At 53.7% G+C, this 18,404-nt stretch carries 19 protein-coding genes; 13 read left to right on the top strand and 6 right to left on the bottom strand.

All coding sequences use genetic code 11. The annotated features are described in order from the left end of the window. The first annotated feature begins 115 nt into the window (after window positions 1-115). The 3 genes from ACZA91_RS18100 to ACZA91_RS18090 all read left to right on the top strand — a co-directional run bounded on the left by ACZA91_RS18100 (window position 116) and on the right by ACZA91_RS18090 (window position 1,043). Complete coding sequence (locus tag ACZA91_RS18100; protein WP_393011474.1) at window positions 116-346, top strand: helix-turn-helix domain-containing protein; 231 nt, start codon at window positions 116-118, stop codon at window positions 344-346. A 219-nt stretch (window positions 347-565) separates the two neighbouring features. Further along, a complete protein-coding gene (locus ACZA91_RS18095) occupies window positions 566-796 on the top strand; it encodes a helix-turn-helix domain-containing protein (RefSeq protein ID WP_190530762.1) in 231 nt (76 codons plus the stop codon). Between the two features lie 91 nt (window positions 797-887). Next, window positions 888-1,043: a hypothetical protein gene (locus tag ACZA91_RS18090; RefSeq protein WP_463183876.1), complete on the top strand. Its 156-nt coding sequence runs from the start codon at window positions 888-890 to the stop codon at window positions 1,041-1,043. Here ACZA91_RS18090 and ACZA91_RS18085 read toward each other — a convergent pair. Together ACZA91_RS18085 and ACZA91_RS18080 are read right to left on the bottom strand one after the other, a co-directional pair. Continuing rightward, window positions 1,040-1,405: an LEA/WHy family protein gene (locus ACZA91_RS18085; RefSeq protein ID WP_463183873.1), complete on the bottom strand. Its 366-nt coding sequence runs from the start codon at window positions 1,403-1,405 to the stop codon at window positions 1,040-1,042. The genes ACZA91_RS18090 and ACZA91_RS18085 overlap by 4 nt on opposite strands. Before the next feature lie 269 nt (window positions 1,406-1,674). After that, window positions 1,675-1,995: a hypothetical protein gene (locus tag ACZA91_RS18080; protein ID WP_463183871.1), complete on the bottom strand. Its 321-nt coding sequence runs from the start codon at window positions 1,993-1,995 to the stop codon at window positions 1,675-1,677. A 589-nt stretch (window positions 1,996-2,584) separates the two neighbouring features. On the opposite strand from ACZA91_RS18080, the gene ACZA91_RS18075 reads away from it, so the two are divergent. After that, complete coding sequence (locus tag ACZA91_RS18075; RefSeq protein ID WP_463186432.1) at window positions 2,585-3,553, top strand: transposase; 969 nt, start codon at window positions 2,585-2,587, stop codon at window positions 3,551-3,553. Here the strand turns inward: ACZA91_RS18075 and ACZA91_RS18070 are convergent. After that, window positions 3,527-4,087, bottom strand: a complete 561-nt coding sequence (locus tag ACZA91_RS18070; protein WP_463183867.1) for a hypothetical protein — start codon at window positions 4,085-4,087, stop codon at window positions 3,527-3,529. The genes ACZA91_RS18075 and ACZA91_RS18070 overlap by 27 nt on opposite strands. Before the next feature lie 260 nt (window positions 4,088-4,347). On the opposite strand from ACZA91_RS18070, the gene ACZA91_RS18065 reads away from it, so the two are divergent. Beyond that, window positions 4,348-8,019 (top strand): hydantoinase B/oxoprolinase family protein, encoded by a 3,672-nt coding sequence (locus ACZA91_RS18065; protein WP_463183865.1) that lies wholly within the window; start codon window positions 4,348-4,350, stop codon window positions 8,017-8,019. Between the two features lie 50 nt (window positions 8,020-8,069). Here the strand turns inward: ACZA91_RS18065 and ACZA91_RS18060 are convergent, their stop codons facing one another. Further along, window positions 8,070-8,435: a winged helix-turn-helix transcriptional regulator gene (locus ACZA91_RS18060; RefSeq protein ID WP_463183862.1), complete on the bottom strand. Its 366-nt coding sequence runs from the start codon at window positions 8,433-8,435 to the stop codon at window positions 8,070-8,072. A 126-nt stretch (window positions 8,436-8,561) separates the two neighbouring features. Between ACZA91_RS18060 and ACZA91_RS18055 the strand changes: the two genes are divergently transcribed. Continuing rightward, window positions 8,562-9,122 carry a cupin domain-containing protein gene (locus ACZA91_RS18055; RefSeq protein ID WP_190356301.1) on the top strand — a complete coding sequence of 187 codons (561 nt, stop codon included), beginning with the start codon at window positions 8,562-8,564 and terminating at the stop codon, window positions 9,120-9,122. A gap of 213 nt (window positions 9,123-9,335) precedes the next feature. On the opposite strand, the gene ACZA91_RS18050 is transcribed toward ACZA91_RS18055, so the two are convergent. Continuing rightward, on the bottom strand, window positions 9,336-9,836 hold the full coding sequence (locus ACZA91_RS18050) for a hypothetical protein (protein ID WP_463183859.1): 501 nt from the start codon (window positions 9,834-9,836) through the stop codon (window positions 9,336-9,338). A gap of 489 nt (window positions 9,837-10,325) precedes the next feature. On the opposite strand from ACZA91_RS18050, the gene ACZA91_RS18045 reads away from it, so the two are divergent. After that, window positions 10,326-11,366, top strand: coding sequence for a bifunctional heptose 7-phosphate kinase/heptose 1-phosphate adenyltransferase (locus ACZA91_RS18045; protein ID WP_190530119.1), 1,041 nt, complete (start codon window positions 10,326-10,328; stop codon window positions 11,364-11,366). A gap of 259 nt (window positions 11,367-11,625) precedes the next feature. On the opposite strand, the gene ACZA91_RS18040 is transcribed toward ACZA91_RS18045, so the two are convergent. Continuing rightward, entirely contained in the window at window positions 11,626-12,216 is a 591-nt protein-coding gene (locus ACZA91_RS18040) for a TetR/AcrR family transcriptional regulator (RefSeq protein WP_190530144.1), read from the bottom strand. 111 nt (window positions 12,217-12,327) lie between these two features. On the opposite strand from ACZA91_RS18040, the gene ACZA91_RS18035 reads away from it, so the two are divergent. From ACZA91_RS18035 to ACZA91_RS18010, 6 genes are all read left to right on the top strand, one after another. Next, window positions 12,328-13,041 (top strand): GNAT family N-acetyltransferase, encoded by a 714-nt coding sequence (locus ACZA91_RS18035; protein ID WP_190530120.1) that lies wholly within the window; start codon window positions 12,328-12,330, stop codon window positions 13,039-13,041. Next, window positions 13,041-13,745: an SDR family NAD(P)-dependent oxidoreductase gene (locus ACZA91_RS18030; protein WP_463183854.1), complete on the top strand. Its 705-nt coding sequence runs from the start codon at window positions 13,041-13,043 to the stop codon at window positions 13,743-13,745. Before ACZA91_RS18035 ends, ACZA91_RS18030 begins: the two co-directional genes overlap by 1 nt. Window positions 13,746-13,817: 72 nt before the next feature. Further along, window positions 13,818-14,933, top strand: coding sequence for a dTDP-glucose 4,6-dehydratase (rfbB, locus tag ACZA91_RS18025; protein ID WP_463183852.1), 1,116 nt, complete (start codon window positions 13,818-13,820; stop codon window positions 14,931-14,933). Between the two features lie 100 nt (window positions 14,934-15,033). Then, window positions 15,034-15,714 carry a hypothetical protein gene (locus tag ACZA91_RS18020; RefSeq protein WP_463183851.1) on the top strand — a complete coding sequence of 227 codons (681 nt, stop codon included), beginning with the start codon at window positions 15,034-15,036 and terminating at the stop codon, window positions 15,712-15,714. 299 nt (window positions 15,715-16,013) lie between these two features. Then, a complete protein-coding gene (locus ACZA91_RS18015; protein ID WP_463183849.1) occupies window positions 16,014-17,696 on the top strand; it encodes a VWA domain-containing protein in 1,683 nt (560 codons plus the stop codon). Window positions 17,697-17,776: 80 nt separating this feature from the next. After that, window positions 17,777-18,196 (top strand): hypothetical protein, encoded by a 420-nt coding sequence (locus ACZA91_RS18010; RefSeq protein WP_463183847.1) that lies wholly within the window; start codon window positions 17,777-17,779, stop codon window positions 18,194-18,196. Window positions 18,197-18,404: the final 208 nt, after the last annotated feature.

The raw sequence follows: 18,404 nt of genomic DNA, 5'->3' as shown, positions 1-18,404 counted from the left end.
GAGATGAGCGGCTAAAAGCAGTCATAGGGCGTAATGATGACTGTCAACCTTTAGGATTCCGTCGGCTAGAGGGATATCATTTACGGAAATCCAGACCTTTGAGACGATCGAGGGCATGGGAAAAGCCGGCCGCGTTTTGAAACAAGTGCTTGAGGATCACGAGGTGAGCCAATACTCCCTTGCGATGCAGATGGAAATTGAACGCACCAATGTTTATCGCTGGTGCAAAGAAATTCGCGATCCAACCGCTGAAACACTTTTGGAAATTGTGAAGGCCTTGAAAACACTCAAGCCCGAAGCAGCGCGGGACTTTGTGCAGCGCTACCTTGGCGAAGTGGTGGAATAGTCGATCGCCCTTGCCAGCTCCCCGCTGGATTTGCCAACCCTCATCAATATCACGGTCACATCATTCAATATTTCGTAGGGTGTGTAGGGCAACGCCTTCTTATTCCCAAAATCTCATTTTTGCCCTACGCACCGCTGCAACCGAGATTGAGCGACGGTGCGTGGGAGAAGTACGATTGCGATATTTACCGGATTAAGATTCTTTGACAGGATTGGGGGCATGGGAAGAGCAGGAAAAGCCCTCAAATCCGTATTAGACCAGCACAAAATCAGCCAGAACCGGCTGGCGGTGCTGTTGCAAGTTGATCGGTCAGTGGTTTTTAAGTGGTTTCACGAGCAGCGCGACCCTACGGCTGAGACCGTTGTGGAGATCGTCACAGCCTTGAAAGGATTGAACCCCGAAGCTGCCCGCGACTTTGTGCAGTGCTACTTGGGCGAGCTTTTGGAATAGTCGATCGCCCTTGCCAGCTCCCGGCTAGACTTGCCAGCCCTCATCGATATCACGGTCACATCATTCGGTATTTCGTAGGGTGTGTAGGGCAATGCTTGCTTATTCCCAAAATCTCGTTTTTGCCCTACGCACCGCTGCAACCGGGATTGATCGACGGTGCGTGGGAGAAAATGCCAGGGCGATCGTTTCCCCGCAAGCGTTCTCCCACACACCCTACGCCCTGAAGAATGTGCAATTGATCAACTAAGCTCTGCTCAGGTATTTGAATTTTTCGTCCTCGATTAGCTTTCGCAGATTTTGCAAAATTCTGAGGGCATAGGATGCTGCTAGATAGTCCTCTTTGGGTGATGAGTGGCTTAACTGGCTGAGCATTCGATCGCTTTCTTGGACAATGGCATCGCGGAAGAAGTTGCTCAGTTTTCTGCGGTTGCTGCCCATTAAGGAAACTACCGCAATTTTGGTGATTTCACCGTCTATTTTCATGTCTCGTTCTTCAGACTGACCAATTTTGGAAAATTCTGAATGGGTGAGCCATTGATAAAGCTCATTGGGAATATCAACAACTTCCTCTTCTTCTCCATTGTCTAAATAAAACGAAAAGCTCAACATTAACTTCCAACCTCATTTTTAGAATCAATTATTAATAAATTACGATGATAAGGGTGATCGCCCGAAAATTCAGCACGTGGTTTCTCAGAAGCAGCAAAAGTAGGGTGTGTAGGGCAACGCTTGCTTATGCCCAAGATCCCGTTTTTGCCCTACGCACCGCTGCAACCGGGATTGATCGACGGTGCGTGGGAGAAAATGCCAGAGCGATCGTTTCCCCGCAAGCGTTCTCCCACACACCCTACCGGCTAATTAAAACTAGTTAGGTATGTTTAGAATCCTTGGCGCAAGCTAATATGCCCATACGTTCTAGGGATAATCACGTAAAAATCGCTGTAGTTTTTCTTTAAGCTCTCGATAGAAAGACCCATTTCAAGGGCTACACTTTCCTCTGTTGGAACTGCTCCATCTTCTTGAAGCTTACGAATAGCACCAGCGAGTATTAGAATCTTAAACTCATCAACTTTCATTTCAAATATTTGAATATCTTTTTCTCCTTCTCTACGCCGATCCCAGCATGAGTGTACTTGCCAAGGACTTCCTAAACTATCAAATAAAACAGAATCGCCGTACCCATTTGTGTGGTAGTACACTTCTGCACCACACCACCAACAAATAGTCCTATGAGTTCTCGCAGAGTCAGTGTTGGAAGTGGATACGCAGGTGGTACGGGCTGTATAGCTCGTAAAATTTCTGAGATCACTTAAATCAAGGTTATTGAATGGCCGTCCCCCTCCACCGGAACACCAACCGCAAGTACATGATGGGTAATGATTGTAACCAGGCATCGATCATTCTCCTGACTTGTAAAAGTCTTCTAGGATTTTCATTGAATAAAATCAAGTTGATAGGTTTTATAAAAAACAACATTTCTTGAGCATATTTTTATGTAGGACGAAATACTTCATTTAGTCGAAGTCAGTTAGCAAGATTGTTGGTTATTGACTTGAATAGTTTGATTACGGCCTATGATTCTCTCAAGCAAGAACTACTCCCAAGGATTGTCGTCTGCCCATGACTCATCACTATAATCATCATGAACTGGAAAAGATCCAAATCGGCTCTGCTGATATTCACGTCGGTGATATCCAATATCAGAAGTGTTGAATGACAGATTCAGGTTATAAAAAAGGGGTAAGAAGATGTAATTCTTACCCCAAACAATCAAAAAGTAATACACCAATGTTACGCTCATTCTCTCAAATCGTCAAACCTATTCTCAAAAGCTTACCTGAGCATGATTACCCAGTGCTCAGCAGTCGGAGATTTTTTGAGATCTGGTTGACCTTCATTCTTGATCAAGGTTTGATGAGCATGAGAGACCTATTTTTCAAGCTCAATCACACCGGTATCTCAGTAGACATATCAACGTTTTCCAAGGCTTGTAAAAACCGGGATAATCACCGATTCTGCCGTATCTACACTCAGCTAATCAGAACACTGAAACAGCGTCATCATCCCGATGCCATGATGCTAATGCCCATTGATTCCACCGTTGTGACTCTCACTAGCCGACTGTTTTGGCAACAGAGTTATCATCGAGTCAAACTCTTAGCAGGCTTCAATCAGCAACAAGGGTGGTCAAGCGAATGCCTGATCCATTTTGGTCAAGGGCATGATGCCAAATTTTCTGGCTACCTGCCAAGTATGATTCCTGAAAACGGGATTGGGATTATGGATCGGGGTTTTGCTGATTGGCATTTCATTGATGAGTTGAGTGAAATAGGAACTTATTTTGTGGTGCGAATCAAGAACAATATGAAAGTCAATCTGAATCATGACCGCTATCGAGTAGTCACCTTTTGCGATCTAGAAAGTCGATGTGAATTTCGTTTAGCAACGAATTTAGTAGACTTTTCAAATGAAGAGATTGGAGAACTGTATCGAAAGCGCTGGCAGATTGAGTTGCTATGGAAGTTCTTAAAGATGCATTTAAAATTAGATCAGCTCATTACGAAAAATCAAAATGGCGTAGCAATACAGATCTACATGGTCTTAATTGCTTATGCCATCTTGCAGTTAATAGAATTGCCGCAGTTCTATAGTCAGACGCTACTAGATAAATTGCGATATTTGCAAGTTGTACTCGGTCGCTATGGCTCAATCAGTCATTGGAGCTATGATTTACTGCCAGAAACTCTTGTTGCCTAGAATATGAAGTTTTGTGTTTAGATTCAACACTTCTGATCCAATATATTTACTTCCGTCCATTGCATCTACGCTATTGCATGAATACCAATCTGCATGGTTTTCGGAATATTGGTCATTACGCAAGCATTCCTCCGTGGTGTTGCCATTAAGATTCTCAATAGGATGCTTCCTGCATCGACTTAGTGTAGGCAGTCGATTTGTATGCTTGAAGTCTTCCATCATTTGTAAATAAACAGTTTCCAAGTTCTTTGAAATCATTTCATATTCATTCTGATGAAATGGAAAATTATAAAGTTCTTGGTAGATATCCCTGATTTCTCTAAAGGAATATCCCATAAAGTTAGAAAGCACCATAACAGTCAGTACTTTAGAATTTTGGGGGCTGTAGAGATGACTCCTTTTTCTCTTAAGCCACATATCTATAACACCGATAGCTTGTCGCAAGAATTGCTTTCGCGCAAAATCAGGTGATTTGCTTTTATTAGATGTTTTCTTAGATTTCTTGTTTTTTTGTTTAGGGCTGTCTTTTTCCATTTTTAGAGCCTTCTATACCCATGTAGATTGTTAGACGTTTTGGTTTATTTCTCTAAAAGTTTAATAACTTGCAAGATTACTTGTTTACAGTGCTTGGAACTTTATTAAGATAAGCTCACAGTTTAAAATACGGTTTTTCTAGGCTACTGTTCTAGTTTAACCTACATACAGCATGATCGCCTTTGCCAACTCCCCGATCGCCCGTGACGGCCTTGATCGATATGATAAATCGAGATTAGGCGCTTCGGGTGGGGCAAAGCATGGATCGGCGTTGGTGGTTTTGGATCGATCGCGGAGGCACGTTTACCGACATTGTGGCGCGGCGGCCCGATGGGCGGCTGGTGGTGCATAAGCTGCTGTCGGAAAACCCCGATCGCTATGCCGATGCGCCCGTCCAGGGGATGCGCGACCTGATGGGATTGGCCGCCGACGAGCCGATCGACCTGGCGCAGATTGGGGCGATCGAGATGGGAACCACCGTCGCCACCAACGCCCTGCTGGAACGCAAAGGCGATCGCACCGTGCTGGTGATTACCGAAGGCTTTGGCGATGCCCTGAAGATTGGCTACCAAAACCGACCGGATATTTTTGCGCTGGAGATTCGCAAACCCGCGCCGCTCTATGAACGGGCAATCGAGGTGCGGGAACGGTTGAGCGCCCAGGGCGAGGTGGTGCGGCCCTTCGACGCGGCGGCCCAGGCGGACTTGTTGGCGCAACTGAAAGCGGCGCGGGCCGAGGGTTGCACCAGTTGCGCGATCGCCCTGATGCATGGCTACCGTTACCCCCAGCATGAGCACATTGCGGCGGCCTTGGCGGAGGCGGCGGGCTTTGAGCAAATTTCCGTGTCCCATCACGTGAGTCCGCTGATTAAGCTGGTTAGCCGCGCCGAAACCACCGTGGTTGATGCTTACCTGTCGCCCGTACTGCGGCGTTATGTGAACCAGGTGCGATCGACCCTGGCGGGGCCAGACCGTGAGGCCTTGGCGGGCAAGCTGTTTTTTATGCAGTCCAACGGCGGGCTGACCGATGCCGATCGGTTCCGGGGCAAGGATGCGGTGCTGTCGGGGCCGGCGGGCGGCATTGTCGGGGCGGTGCAAACCTGCGTGGCGGCGGGCTTTGAGCAAATCGTCACCTTTGATATGGGCGGCACGTCCACCGATGTGGCCCACTATGCGGGCGAGTATGAGCGGCAGTTCGAGACGGCGGTGGCGGGGGTACGGCTGCGTGCCCCGATGATGGCGATCCATACGGTGGCGGCGGGCGGCGGCTCGATTTTGCACTTCGACGGCCAGCGCTACCGGGTGGAGCCGGACTCGGCGGGGGCGAATCCCGGCCCGGCGGCCTACGGGCGCGGCGGCCCCCTGACCGTCACCGATTGCAATGTGCAGCTTGGGAAGTTGCACCCGGACTTTTTCCCGGCGGTGTTTGGTCCCGAGGGCAATCGCCCCTTGGACAAGGCGATCGTGGCGGAACGGTTCGCAGCCCTCACGACGACGATCGCCCAGGCAACCGGCGATGGCCGCAGCCCGGAAGCGGTGGCGGCGGGATTCCTGGCGATCGCGATCGAGAAAATGGCGGCGGCGATCAAGCAAATTTCCGTCCAACGCGGCTACGATTTGGCGCACTACACCCTCTGTTGCTTCGGCGGGGCGGGCGGGCAGCACGCTTGCCTGTTGGCGGAAGCGCTGGGGATGACGCGGATTTTTATCCATCCCTACGCCGGGGTGCTGTCGGCCTATGGAATTGGGCTGGCGGATGTGCGGCAAATTGGTGAACGGGCGATCGAGCAGGTTTTGGAACCGGGGGCGATCGCCGCGTTGGAGCCGATTTTTGGGGATTTACAAACAGAACTAGAGCCGCAATTGCCGGGATTCCAGGAGGCGATCCGTACGGCTCGGCTGCGCTACGGCGGCACGGACTCGCCCTTGGTGGTGAACTGGCCGGCGGCCACGGAACCCGACCCGGCGGGCTGGTTGCGCGATCGCTTCGAGGCGATCCACCGCCAGCGCTACGGGTTCGCCCTGCCCGACAAGCCGGTGGTGATTGAGGCGATCGCCCTGGAGTTGGTGCGCCACAAGGATTTGCCGCCGGAACCGTTGCTGGTGGCCAGTCGATCGACTCCGCCGAAACCGATCACGACGATTCGGATTTACACGGCTGATCGCTGGCAGGATGCGCCGGTCTTTGGGCGATCGGATTTGCAACCGGGCGATCGAATCGTCGGGCCAGCGGTGATTGTGGAACCAACGGGCACAAACGTGATTGAACCGGGCTGGGCGGCCACCTTGGGCGATCGGGGTGGCCTAGTCCTCGAAACCCTCGCCCCAACCGATCTAGACAAGGGGCTTCAGCATCTTGTCCGAACCGACGACGAGCCAGTGCCGCAGCCCGATCCGGTGCGCTTAGAGATCTTCAACAACCGGTTCAGCGCGATCGCCGAGCAGATGGGCGCAACCCTGCAAAACACCAGCTATTCCGTGAATATCAAGGAGCGGCTGGACTTCTCCTGCGCCCTGTTCGATCGCGCCGGGCAACTGATCGCCAACGCCCCGCACATTCCTGTCCACCTCGGTTCCATGGGCGAAACGGTCACGGCCCTGATGGCGGCGCGGGAACTGCGGCCCGGCGATGTGTTTGCCAGCAACAACCCCTACAACGGCGGCACGCACCTGCCCGATATCACGGTGATTACGCCGGTCTGGTCGCGATCGCCCGCCGGAGTTCTGAGCGATCGCCCGGATTTCTTCGTTGCCTCCCGCGGCCACCATGCGGACTTGGGCGGTCTGACCCCGGGATCGATGCCGCCCCACAGCCACTCGATCGCCGAAGAGGGCATCCTGTTTGACTTCCTGCCGATCGTCCGCGCCGGGGAATTCCTAGAGGCTGACGTGCTCGCGCAACTGGCTGACAATCCCTACCCCGCCCGCAACCCGGTGCAAAACCTGGCGGACTTGCAGGCGCAAATTGCCGCCAACGAGCGCGGTTGCCAGGAATTGCAGCGCCTGGCGGATACCTACGGAGCCGCCACGATCCAAGCCTACGCCGGGTTTGTGCAGGACAACGCCGCCGCTGCGGTGGAACGGGCGATCGCCCAATTGCGCGATGGGCAAGCGACGATCGCCCTCGACTGCGGGGCGCAGATTACGGTGCAAGTGCGGATCGATCGGGCGCGGCGGCGGGCGGCGATCGACTTCAGCGGCACATCGCCCCAGCAGCCGAACAACTTCAACGCCCCGATCGCAATCACCAAAGCCGCCGTGCTCTACGTGTTCCGCACCCTCGTGGCCGACGAAATTCCCCTAAACGCCGGGTGTTTGCGCCCGATCGATCTGACCGTGCCACCCGCCAGCCTGCTCGATCCCCGATCGCCCGCCGCCGTCGTGGCCGGCAACGTGGAAACCTCCCAAGCCGTGGTCGATGCGCTCTACCAAGCCCTCGGGGTGCTGGCCAACGCCCAGGGCACGATGAACAACTTCACTTTTGGGAGTGATCGCCACCAATATTACGAAACCATCTGCGGCGGCGCGGGGGCGGGCGCAACCTTCCCCGGAGCCGACGCGGTGCAAACGCACATGACCAACTCCCGGCTCACAGACCCCGAAGTGTTGGAGTGGCGCTATCCGGTGCGGCTGGAGTCCTTCCAAATTCGCCCCGACAGCGGCGGCGCGGGCCAACAGCGCGGCGGCCACGGCGTGATCCGCAAACTGCGCTTTTTGGAACCGATGACGGCGGCGATCGTCTCAGGGCGGCGATCGACCCAACCGGCGGGCCTGGCCGGCGGCGCACCGGGCCAACCGGGCCGCGCCTGGGTGGAACGGCTGAACGGGGCGATCGACTCCCTTGGGGCTACCGATCAGGTGCAGGTACAGGCAGGTGAGGCGATCGCGATCGAAACCCCCGGCGGCGGCGGCTATGGCCGATTGGGGAAGTGATCAGATGCAAACTCTAGAACACCTATGACTGATGCGAATTAGCCGCAGGCTCAATCTGAATTAGCGGAACTTGAATCTAAAGCATCCGGTAGGCGAGCTTCAGGAAATTGCTTCAGGCCCCAGCGAGCGATCGAGCGCAGCACAGGACGCAAACTTTCGCCCGCCTCCGTAAGTTGGTAATTCATGCGGCGAGTGTGATTGCTGTAGGGCTGTTTGGTAATCAGCCCCAGGGCTTCCAGAGACTTCAGGCGGCTGGCCAAAATATTGGTAGAAATTCCCTCGGGCGATTCCAAAAACTCCTCAAAGCGCTGCTTACCAAAAAACAGCATGTCCCGAATGATCAGCAGCGTCCACCGATCGCCCAGGAGATCCAGCGTACAGGCGATCGGGCAGTGAGATCGGTGGTCAACCGCCATAGCACAAGGCTCCAAAATTCATTCCCGTTCAGGAATTTACAACTTTTTCAAGTCTCTCTTGCATTTTACAAGTAACCCTGTTAGTTTGATTTTGACTTGCAACTTGCAATTTAAAAGTTAATTGCCATGTACCATGCCCCATCCAACACCCAACCCACAGCCCAGACCGGCCCAGACTTTGCCGTGACCCACGCGGGGCCGCTTGCCAACCTCGAACAGTTCACCTTCACCCTCAACCTGGGCGATCGATCTCTGCCAACGCCTGGAAAACTGTTCTTGAAGGATTTACTAGGGTTAACCGGGGCAGAAATTTCTGTTAATAGCCTTTCGCCCAAAGAGTCGCTGCTTTTCTATCACAAGCATCAGCAAAACGAAGAGGTTTATCTCTTTTTGGCGGGGGAAGGAGAATTTCAAGTCAATAACTGGGTTTTTCCAGTCCAAGAAGGCAGCTTTGTGCGGGTTAGTCCCGATGGTGAACGCTGTTTGCGTAATCGATCGCCCGTCGATCGCCTAGTTTGGATTGTGGTACAGGTGCGTGCTCAGTCCTATTCCTCGGGGAGCACCACGGAGGATGGAATCATGGTTCCCAAGCGGGTGAGTTGGATGGGCAAACAGGTGCTTAGCCCTGATAAAGTTCCAACGCCTCAACAAGGGCTAGATTCTGCACAAGGTGACCGTGGAGCTTAGAAAAATTCAGCTACCCAGCGTTTACCGAGTGTTAACAAAGGCAATCCATTTCCAGCGATCGGGCGATCGCAAGCACAATCACAGAACAGGAATCTTGTTGGACGATCGATCCATCAACAGAGAAAAGCAATCAAGCGCAATCCCCTAGCGTTGCTCCACCATCCAACAAGTTTTTCATCTCAGATTTAATTGACTTGCACGCTAACCAATACACTACTTACCGGCACAGTAGGTATTCACTTCCTTGACCAAGGCGCTTTCGTCCTTCGCCGCCGTTTCTCCCATCTTGCTGGCCCCGGTCACATCTTCCTGCAATTGCTTCAGCCGCTTCAAGCTTTCAGGACTCGGCTTTTTCGTCTTTTCCATTTCCTCCAATGCGCCGCCCACTTTGCTGGAAGCGGTGCTCAAGTCCGAATAGATTTTGACAAACCGTCCCTGAAAACCCTTCAGGGTCTCATCGGCCACTTCCACAGCCCCAATTTCTGTCGATAAGCCACTCAGATCCGTGGACAGTTTCTTCATCGCCGGGGCATCCATCCCCTTAATGCTGGAGCTGATCTGCTGCCCTTTGTTCACAACGGCAATCAGCTTATTGCATTGGGCGACTTTGCTTTCGCCACAACCCACCAAAGCTAAGGAAAGCACCGCAGAAGCGGCCACTAATCGCCCAGCAGATAGGGATTGACCAAGGCGATGCGTCAGGGTGAAAGACATGGGTAAAACACTCCTCAAATGGAAGTCATTTTGAATGATCTAAAAAATCAGCCAATTGCGCTAGCCACGGAACCCAAAGCTTATCAAAATTTTCGGAAATTAACACAGTTGACAAGCACAATGCTGATTGTCCACAATCAATCACTACAAGAAATTGAATGATGATTGATATTTCGATTCAGTCAAGTCTTGATCGCAAGAAATTGTTTCCTGAGGTTGATGGATTTTGAAGAATTTGGATCTAATCAGAGTTCCGTCTTAGGTTGCGCAATTCCCGACGGAATACGAATTGGTTGTTCACGAAAACCAGCAACTCATCACTCAAGAACCATGGCTAGCCGTTAAAGGAATCGGTCTTTTTTATTTTTATTACCTATACGGACAGGCTCAACCGCTCGCAGAGTCTTTGAATGAATGGAATGTGGTTTCAGCAGTGATCCTGATGTGCTGATAGCCTATTCTATGCTTGCGATCGTAACCTTGCCCCCTATGACTTTTGATCCAGACTTCATGCCGTTGTTGCGCCGATCGACCGATCGACTCTTGACCCTGATCGATCGCTTCGGGGAAGCGCAGGTGTTGGTGGTGGGCGATCTGACCTTGGATGAGTTTCTGACGGGATATGTGGAACGAATTTCCCGAGAAGCGCCAGTGCCGATCATCCGCCACGAACGAACGCGCCAAGTGCCCGGCGGCGGGGCCAATGCGGTCTATAACCTAGCTAAGCTCGGGGCAAACGTCCAGGTTGCTGGCTTTTTGGGGGACGATGTGCAGGGGCTGGCCATGCGTCAAATCTTTGAGGCGGCGGGCATTGACACCACCGGGGCGCTGGTGGAAGCGGCGCGGCCCACGGTCACCAAAACCCGGATTTCGGCCCACTCGCGCCAGTCCGTGACCCAACAGATCGTCCGGTTCGATCGCAAATCTGACGATCCCCCCACAGCGGCCGACTGCGATCGCCTGGCTGAGTTTGTGGCCGATCGCGCTCCCAAGGCCCAAGCAGTGGTTTGCTCCGACTACGGCGATGGGGTGTTTTCCAGCGGCGTGATCCAAGCGGCCCTGACCGGCCAGCCGGTGATCGTGGATGCCCAAAAGGAACTCACCCGCTACCGGGGAGCTACTTGGTTTACGCCCAACCTGCCGGAAGCGGAGCGGGAAGCGGGCTTTGGCATCACCGACCAAGAGAGTTTACTGAAGGCGGGGGCAACGCTGCTGGCCAAAACCGAGGCGGAATACGTGTTGATCACCTGTGGCGAGTCGGGAATGAGCTTGTTTGGGCGATCGGGCGACGTGTCCCACATTCCCGCCTTTAACCGGGCGGAGGTGTTTGATGTGACCGGCGCAGGCGACACGGTGGTGGCGGCCCTGACCTTGGGCTACGTGTTGGGGGCCACGCCTTGGGAAGCGGCGGTGCTGGGCAACTTGGCCGCCAGCCTGGTGGTGCGCCACATCGGTACAGCTACCACCAGCCGGGATGAGATGAAACGGGCCTTGAAAGCACTGCTCGATCGTCATGAGGGTGCTGACTGAGCTGTGCTGGTTGCAGGGCGATCGAACGGGTGAGGGTCGTAGTGCTTCCTCAACAGCAAGACATGAAGCGATTCCGTTCTGCTCCAAGTGTTTAGGGCTACCCTGAATTTTCGGGTTTAGGCTGTGTGATTAGGTATTGCCCTAGCTGTTAGTGATGGATTGCCCGATACGTGATCCATCACTAGCCAGGGGAACAAGAATTTCAAAGCTAACGCGCTAGATAATCCATGCAAGGGTAATTGAGTTTCACGCTAGAGACTCATGTTTTTCGATGATGCGTTAAGAGGACTTCAATTAATTTTTTAGCTGTTTCTAGGCGATCGTGATGATCCGCTTGGGCTATCCATGTGGCTAGCTCGTTGAGCGCTCCATTAACCAAATGCGAAAACCCTTCTGAATCAATGGTTTGGAGCTGACCAGATTGCACAAGATCTTGAATGGAGGCTTGCAACAATCCAAATCCATACTGATCAAATTCCATCAAGGCTTCTGCTGACAAAACGGCTGGTGCTTCGATTAATAAGAGCCGCCGTAGATCATCTTGTTGGACAACTTCTAGGAAGGATTGACAGCCAAAAATTAATTGCTCCCAAGGGTCATCAATAGCCTGAACTTGGGCATTGATATAGTCACTAACATCCCGATAGGCTTCGGCTACAACTGCCGCAAATAGTCCCGATTTGTCCTTGAAGTGGTGATAGAGTGCACCGCGCGTCACGGCCAACTCACCAATGATTTCTGCCGTACCCGTGGCCGCATAGCCTTGGGTGGAAAAGAGGTGACGAGCGCGATCGAGGATGGCGCGCTGGGTGCGAAAGGCTTGCTCTGCTTTGGTTTGCTTCGGGGGCATGATGATTTTGACATACATACAGCTTGTCTCTTGACAAGGGTAGTGGATTGCTGTCATTTTTAAACATACAGACTGTACGTATGCTAAAGACAACATCTCATATCCATGTCAATGCTGGTATCCCAAAGCCCTCTCGCCACAAAGGACTGGACGATCCGTGCTGCGGAATCAAGGGATATTCCTTTCCTTGCACGGATGATGTACGAAGCAGCCTTGCCGCCTCTGAACCACTGCTTTTGGGGTGACTTCTTGGTGGGACTAGACACTCCGACAATTGCCTTTTTGGAGGCGATCTTACGAGCGGATGGATGTTATTGGGGAAGTATTCAAACCTTTTGGATTTTGGAAGAACGGGGAGAACCGATCGCCGCTGCTGCAGGTTACGAAAGCTCCGTTGCTGACTATTGCCCAGTTAATCGATCGCGCTTGGATCAAATTGCTCAGCACTTGCATTGGACAGCGCCGATGGTGGAACAATTTCGCCAAAACTATGCAGAATTTTGGGGTGGTGACTATCAGCCTCCATTCCTGAAACCCTTTGCGCCTTGGACGATTGAAAGTGTTGCCGTTGCGCCCCAAGCTCGTGGTCGAGGCGCTGGGAAATTCTTAGTCCAATTCCTGATCGATCTAGGGCGCGATCGCCAGTATTCCCATGCTGGCATCATGATCATCAATGGCAATGTCGTAGCGCAGCGCACCTACGAATCCTTGGGATTTAAGCCCTATCAAACATTTCATGCGGACTATTTCCAAGGTTTTCTCAACCAAGTATTTCCAGGGTTGACTGGACTGCGCCGAACGCTACAAACCACGGAGGGAGTTTGATGGCTGATCGGGCATTTCAAACCCTTTTGGTGGCGGGGGCCAGTCGCGGTATTGGTTTAGCCGTGGCCGAACATCTCCAAGCCCGAGCCGATCGCCTGGTGAGCGTTTCCCGTACCCCGGCCCCGGTGGGGGAATGGGTAGCGGCGGACTTAGCAACCTCCGAGGGGATTGCTGCTGTGACGGAGGCGATCGGAGCCGATCGCCTGGATGCCCTGCTGTACATGGGCGGCACTTGGGAAACCGATGCCTTCACCAGTCGCTACGCCTTTGAAACCTGTAGCGATGCGGACTTGGAGCGGGTGATCGCGGTGAATCTGTTGGCTCCGATTCGGCTGATTCAGCGCTTGTTGCCGGCCCTGCGGCGATCGCCCAATCCCAAAATTGTCTTGATGGGGGCGCTGTCGGGTCGCGACAACTTCCCGGGGCGCGAAGTGGCCAACAGCGCTTCCAAGTTTGGGCTGCGGGGCGTGGTGCATGCCCTGCGCGAAGAGCTGCGATCGCAACAAATCGCCGCCACCATCATCAATCCGGGCAATGTGGGCACGCCGGAAGTCTTGGCCGACTTGGCGGCGGCGCAACTTGATGGGGGCGCGGCGATTCCCCTGTCGGACTTGCTGATGATTATGGATTGTGTGCTGTCCCTGTCGCGGGCCACCTGCCTCAAGGAAATTGACCTGCCCGCCATGCGGGGAACCGGCGCTTAGGGATGGGGCTGGGGTCTGGTAGGTTTTGTTTGTTGATCTCGACATGCGATCCCTGATCGAAATTCACCCACCATGACTGACTCGATCGCCCGTTCCCCTCGCCGCATCATCATCACGGGTGGTGCGGGCTTCATTGGTTCCAACTTTGTTCGCCACTGGTGCGATCGCTATCCGGGCGATCGGGTGGTGGTGCTCGATGCCCTGACCTACGCGGGCAACCGGGCCACCTTGGCCGATCTCGAAGCAGCCGATCACCTGCGGTTTGTCCAAGGCGACATCACTGATCGTATTCTGATCGATCGGCTCCTGAGCGAAGAGCAAATCGACACGATCGCCCACTTCGCCGCCGAATCCCACGTCGATCGCTCCATTCTCGGCCCCGGTGCATTTGTGCAAACCAACGTGGTCGGCACTTTCACCCTGCTAGAAGCCTTCCGCCAACATTGGCTGGCGGCGGGCAAACCGGCCGATTGGCGGTTCCTGCATGTGTCAACCGATGAGGTCTACGGCTCCCTGGGCGAAGACGATCCCGCCTTCAGCGAAACCACGCCCTACGCGCCCAACAGCCCCTATTCCGCCTCCAAGGCCGGCAGCGACCACCTGGCCCGCGCCTACTTCCACACCTACGGGATGCCGACGATCATCACCAACTGCTCCAACAATTACGGCCCCTACCATTTCCCGGAAAAGCTGATCCCGCTGATGTGCATCAACATCCTGCTGGGCAAGCCGCTGCCGGTCTACGGCGATGGGCAAAACATCCGTGATTGGCTCTATGTGGAAGATCACTGCGGCGGGATCGATGCGGCAATCCACAAGGGCCAACCGGGCGAAGCCTACAACATTGGCGGCAACAACGAGGTGCGGAACCTGGACTTGGTGAAGTTGCTGTGCGAGCTGATGGATGAGCTGGCCCCGCAGCATGGCTGGCACCTGCCTCAACAGCCCAGCAGCAGCCTGATTACCTTCGTGACCGATCGCCCCGGCCACGATCGCCGCTACGCGATCAATGCCGAAAAAATCCGCACCGAGCTGGGCTGGGAACCCTCCGTCACCGTCGAAGAGGGCTTGCGGCGCACGGTCACTTGGTATTTGACGAATCGCAGTTGGTGGGAACCGCTGCTCTCGGCCGATTACCAAACCTATTACCAAAAAATGTACGATCGCCGCCCGGAAGCGGTGGGCTAATCGTAAGTACAGGGGGCGATCGCGCAGTTAACCCCAACACAATCTGGATCGGTTAGCCTGGGTAGAAAGTCCTGCGATCCTCGCAATCCCCTTGCTGCTTATGCCGATCGCTCCCAATCCGTTGCTGGCTCACCCGTCTCGACCCACCCTGCGATCGCTCCCCCAAACCTATGGGGTGATTGGCCTGACCGCAGGCGGTTGGGCGGGTTTGTTGTGGTGGCTGGGGTTGCGGCCGGTGGTGTGGCTCGGTGGTTCGATCGCTACGCTGATCATGCTGGGTTGGTGGGTGCTGGAAGTGCGGCGGCTGCCGATCCCGAAAGCCAGTGAGGATTTGCTGGATGCGGCGGGGCTAGATCACCAGCTTGCAGCTCTGGAATCCTTAGGCGGTCAGTCGGCTACGGCCCAGCGCCTTTGGGCAACAGTGGTTCAGGACATGCAATCGCTGCGAGTGGCAGCGGCGGACATTGCCCAGCGGGATTCGTCCTTAGTGCCAGATTTATACGAGGCGATCGTGACGGGGCTGGGGTTAGCCGAGCAGGCCATGAAAGCCACGGCGGCGATCGAAACGGTGCAGACGGCCGCCTATCGCGATCGGGCGCGCAGTCAGCAGCAGGAGGCGATCGGCCGCTTAAAAGCAGCCTGCACCGCCATGACTGAATTACGGGATAGCTTGGTACTCGGAGCGATCGCCACCCAAGAAGGGCGATCGTCCCTGCCGGCCCGTTTGAGTCTGATTGTTGAAGACAATCGAGCAACACTCCAACGACAATCCCCGTCGTGATGTTGTGCTGTGCGAGATTTGTGCGTGAAATTTGTGCGTGAAATTCGATCGTTAACCAGCCCAGCGGCTCCCGTGCCAAGTTCAGATCAGCTTGCCCATGGAATCTTCACCAAGCAGGATCCTGATTCTTCAAAGACACTTGAAACCGACAGGCTCGCAGCCAGTTTTTGACCAATTGCCATTCATTGGGATATCAATTTTAGGAGTTTTGAGGCCGGCCTATGCTGTTTAAACACCGCCGACTACCCAAGCGACAATTATGGTCAATTGTTTTTGCGATTAGTGCTTGTATCACGGTTTTGACAGCCTGTTTAGGCGGTGGCATTTCTGAGGCCAAAAGCTTTGACGATGCTGTGAATATCCTAAGCAGTCAAGTGCTGCCCAAAATCACAGTCCAAGACGAATTGGTAAGCGACGCGGCGGCAGCTCGTTACTCGATCGAAGGCATTGCTGATCCGCTGCCGGATTTGGCAGACTTTCCAGTTTTTGCAGCCAAGCCCACGGGCAACTCTGAAACCTACGTGGAGATTTTTGGCTCCACGGAAAAATCCAATGCCGAGCGCACCGATAGCCGTTGGCTGGTGGATGTGGCAGAGGCATTTAATCAAAAAAATGTGGCGATCGGGGGCAAGCCCGTGCGCGTGGGAGTCCGCCGCATTGACTCCGGGGCGGGGATGCGACTACTGGCAGCGGGCCAAGCCAAACCGGCGGCCTATTCACCTTCTAACAATCTATGGTTGGCGCTGTTGCAAGAAAGCGGCGTGGCCTTTGAACCCGTTGCCGATCGGCTCTTGCCCAACTCGATCGGTTTTGTGTTGCGGGGCGAGATTTATCAACAGTTAGCCGCTACTGGCCCGGTCACCTTTGACAGTATTTTGAATGCGATCGCCGCTGGCAAAATCACGATCGGTTATCCCAATCCCTATCGAAGTTCAGTCGCTTTGAACTTGATGTATGCGCTGTTTTGGCGGGCAGCAGGTCGTGAGCAATCAGGTGGTCTGCTAACCGAGCAAGATATTCAATCTCAACAGGTAGCCTCGGTCTTTGAGCAGTTTCAAAAACAAGTGCTGATTGCCACCAACACTTCACCGGAACTGCAGGATATTTTCTTGCGGGATAAATCGACCCTGCAAGCTTTTCCGCTGGAATATCAAAATTATCAAACCATCCAAAAAATGCCGGGGTTTGAGCAAACCAAATTTGTGCCCCTCGGCCTACCCCACACCAATCCCTTGGTGAGCTTCGCTTGGACAACACCTGACCAAAAAGCAGCACTCCAGGCCTTCGCCGAGTTTGCGCGATCGCCCGAAATGCAGAAGCTGGCCACAGACACAGGCTTTGTGGAAACGGACTATACCAAGGCGGGTAAATTTCCCCCAGTCAATCCTTCAGGCAAAATTTTGAAAGCGATTCAAGCCCAATGGAAGCGGGGCAAAGACGTAGGCAAAACGGTCTATTTGATGACCGTGGTTGATACGAGCGGCTCCATGGATGGTGAACCCCTGAAAGCAGTGCAAGAGGGGCTAAAAGCCGCCACAACCCAAATTAATTCGGGTAACCAAGTGGGGCTGGTCACCTTTAGCGATCAGGTGGTGCGGCGGCTGGCCTTGGCACCATTCGATCGCCTGCAACATCAAAAATTCTTAGCAGCCATTGAAAGCCTGAGAGCCGATGGTGGCACAGCCATGTATGACGGCTTAATGGTGGCTTTGAATGAGTTGGTCGCCAAAAAGAAAACCGATCCCAATGGTCGTTTTTACGTGATTGTGTTGAGCGATGGTGACTCGAACGCGGGCTTTAAGTTGCCGGATGTCAAAAGCATCATTGCTCAGAGTGGCATTCGGGTTTATCCGATCGCCTATGGCGAGGTGGATAAAAACCAATTAGAAGCGATCGCGGCCCTGCGGGAATCCAGTGTGCAAACGGGCGATCCCAAAACGGTTCGTGACCTTCTCAAAGGCCTCTTTGAAACCAATCTCTAGTGGTGTCAGTAATCAGGATTGATCGGGTCAAATCTTGATCAATAGGTCGGTTCCCTCGACTGAATGGAAGAACAAGTCACATGAAATCGATCGACTGGGCATTTTTGAGAACGCTCGCAGTAGGAATCGGCAGCTTTGGTTTAGTGGGTGGGGCGATCGCCTGGATTTTTCCCCCCGAGCGAGTGGCAATCGTGGTCGATCGTGCCTTTTGCGCCCCCAACCAGTGGCAACTCACAACCGCAGCCTACCGCGATCGCTACCAAGCTCATCAACAGAAAGCCATGGTCATTGAGCGGGTCATTTTAGTTGGCGACTTGGGCGAGGAGCGCTTAGCCCAACTACCCACGCCGGAGGATTTTGCTCGGATCGCCACCTTTGGTCGATCGAATGCTGCGGTCTTAAATCAATGGCAGCAAACCAATTCTCTGCCACCCGAATTCCAAGGTCTCCGCATCGAACTACTCCGATGCGGTCTGAATCAACCGCCCCAGTCCCCGTAGGTACTTGTTGACATTCTCCCCAGCCTCAAGGCGTTGTGCCTAAGTCTCGTTTCAGGCCAACCGTGTCATGCTCCGTGGTTGAGTTCGAGCGATCGTCACAGGGCTTCGGCGATTTTGGTTTGTAGCGTGCTGACCAACTCGGCGATCGACCCACAATCAAAACGCAAAAATCATAAAATGAGTTTACAGACGGACAGCAACACTCAAA

It is taken from the genome of Limnothrix sp. CMB-01, from assembly GCF_055193175.1.
The sequence above is the reverse complement of the archived record's forward strand: the minus strand, read 5'-3'. Positions and strand labels throughout refer to the sequence as shown.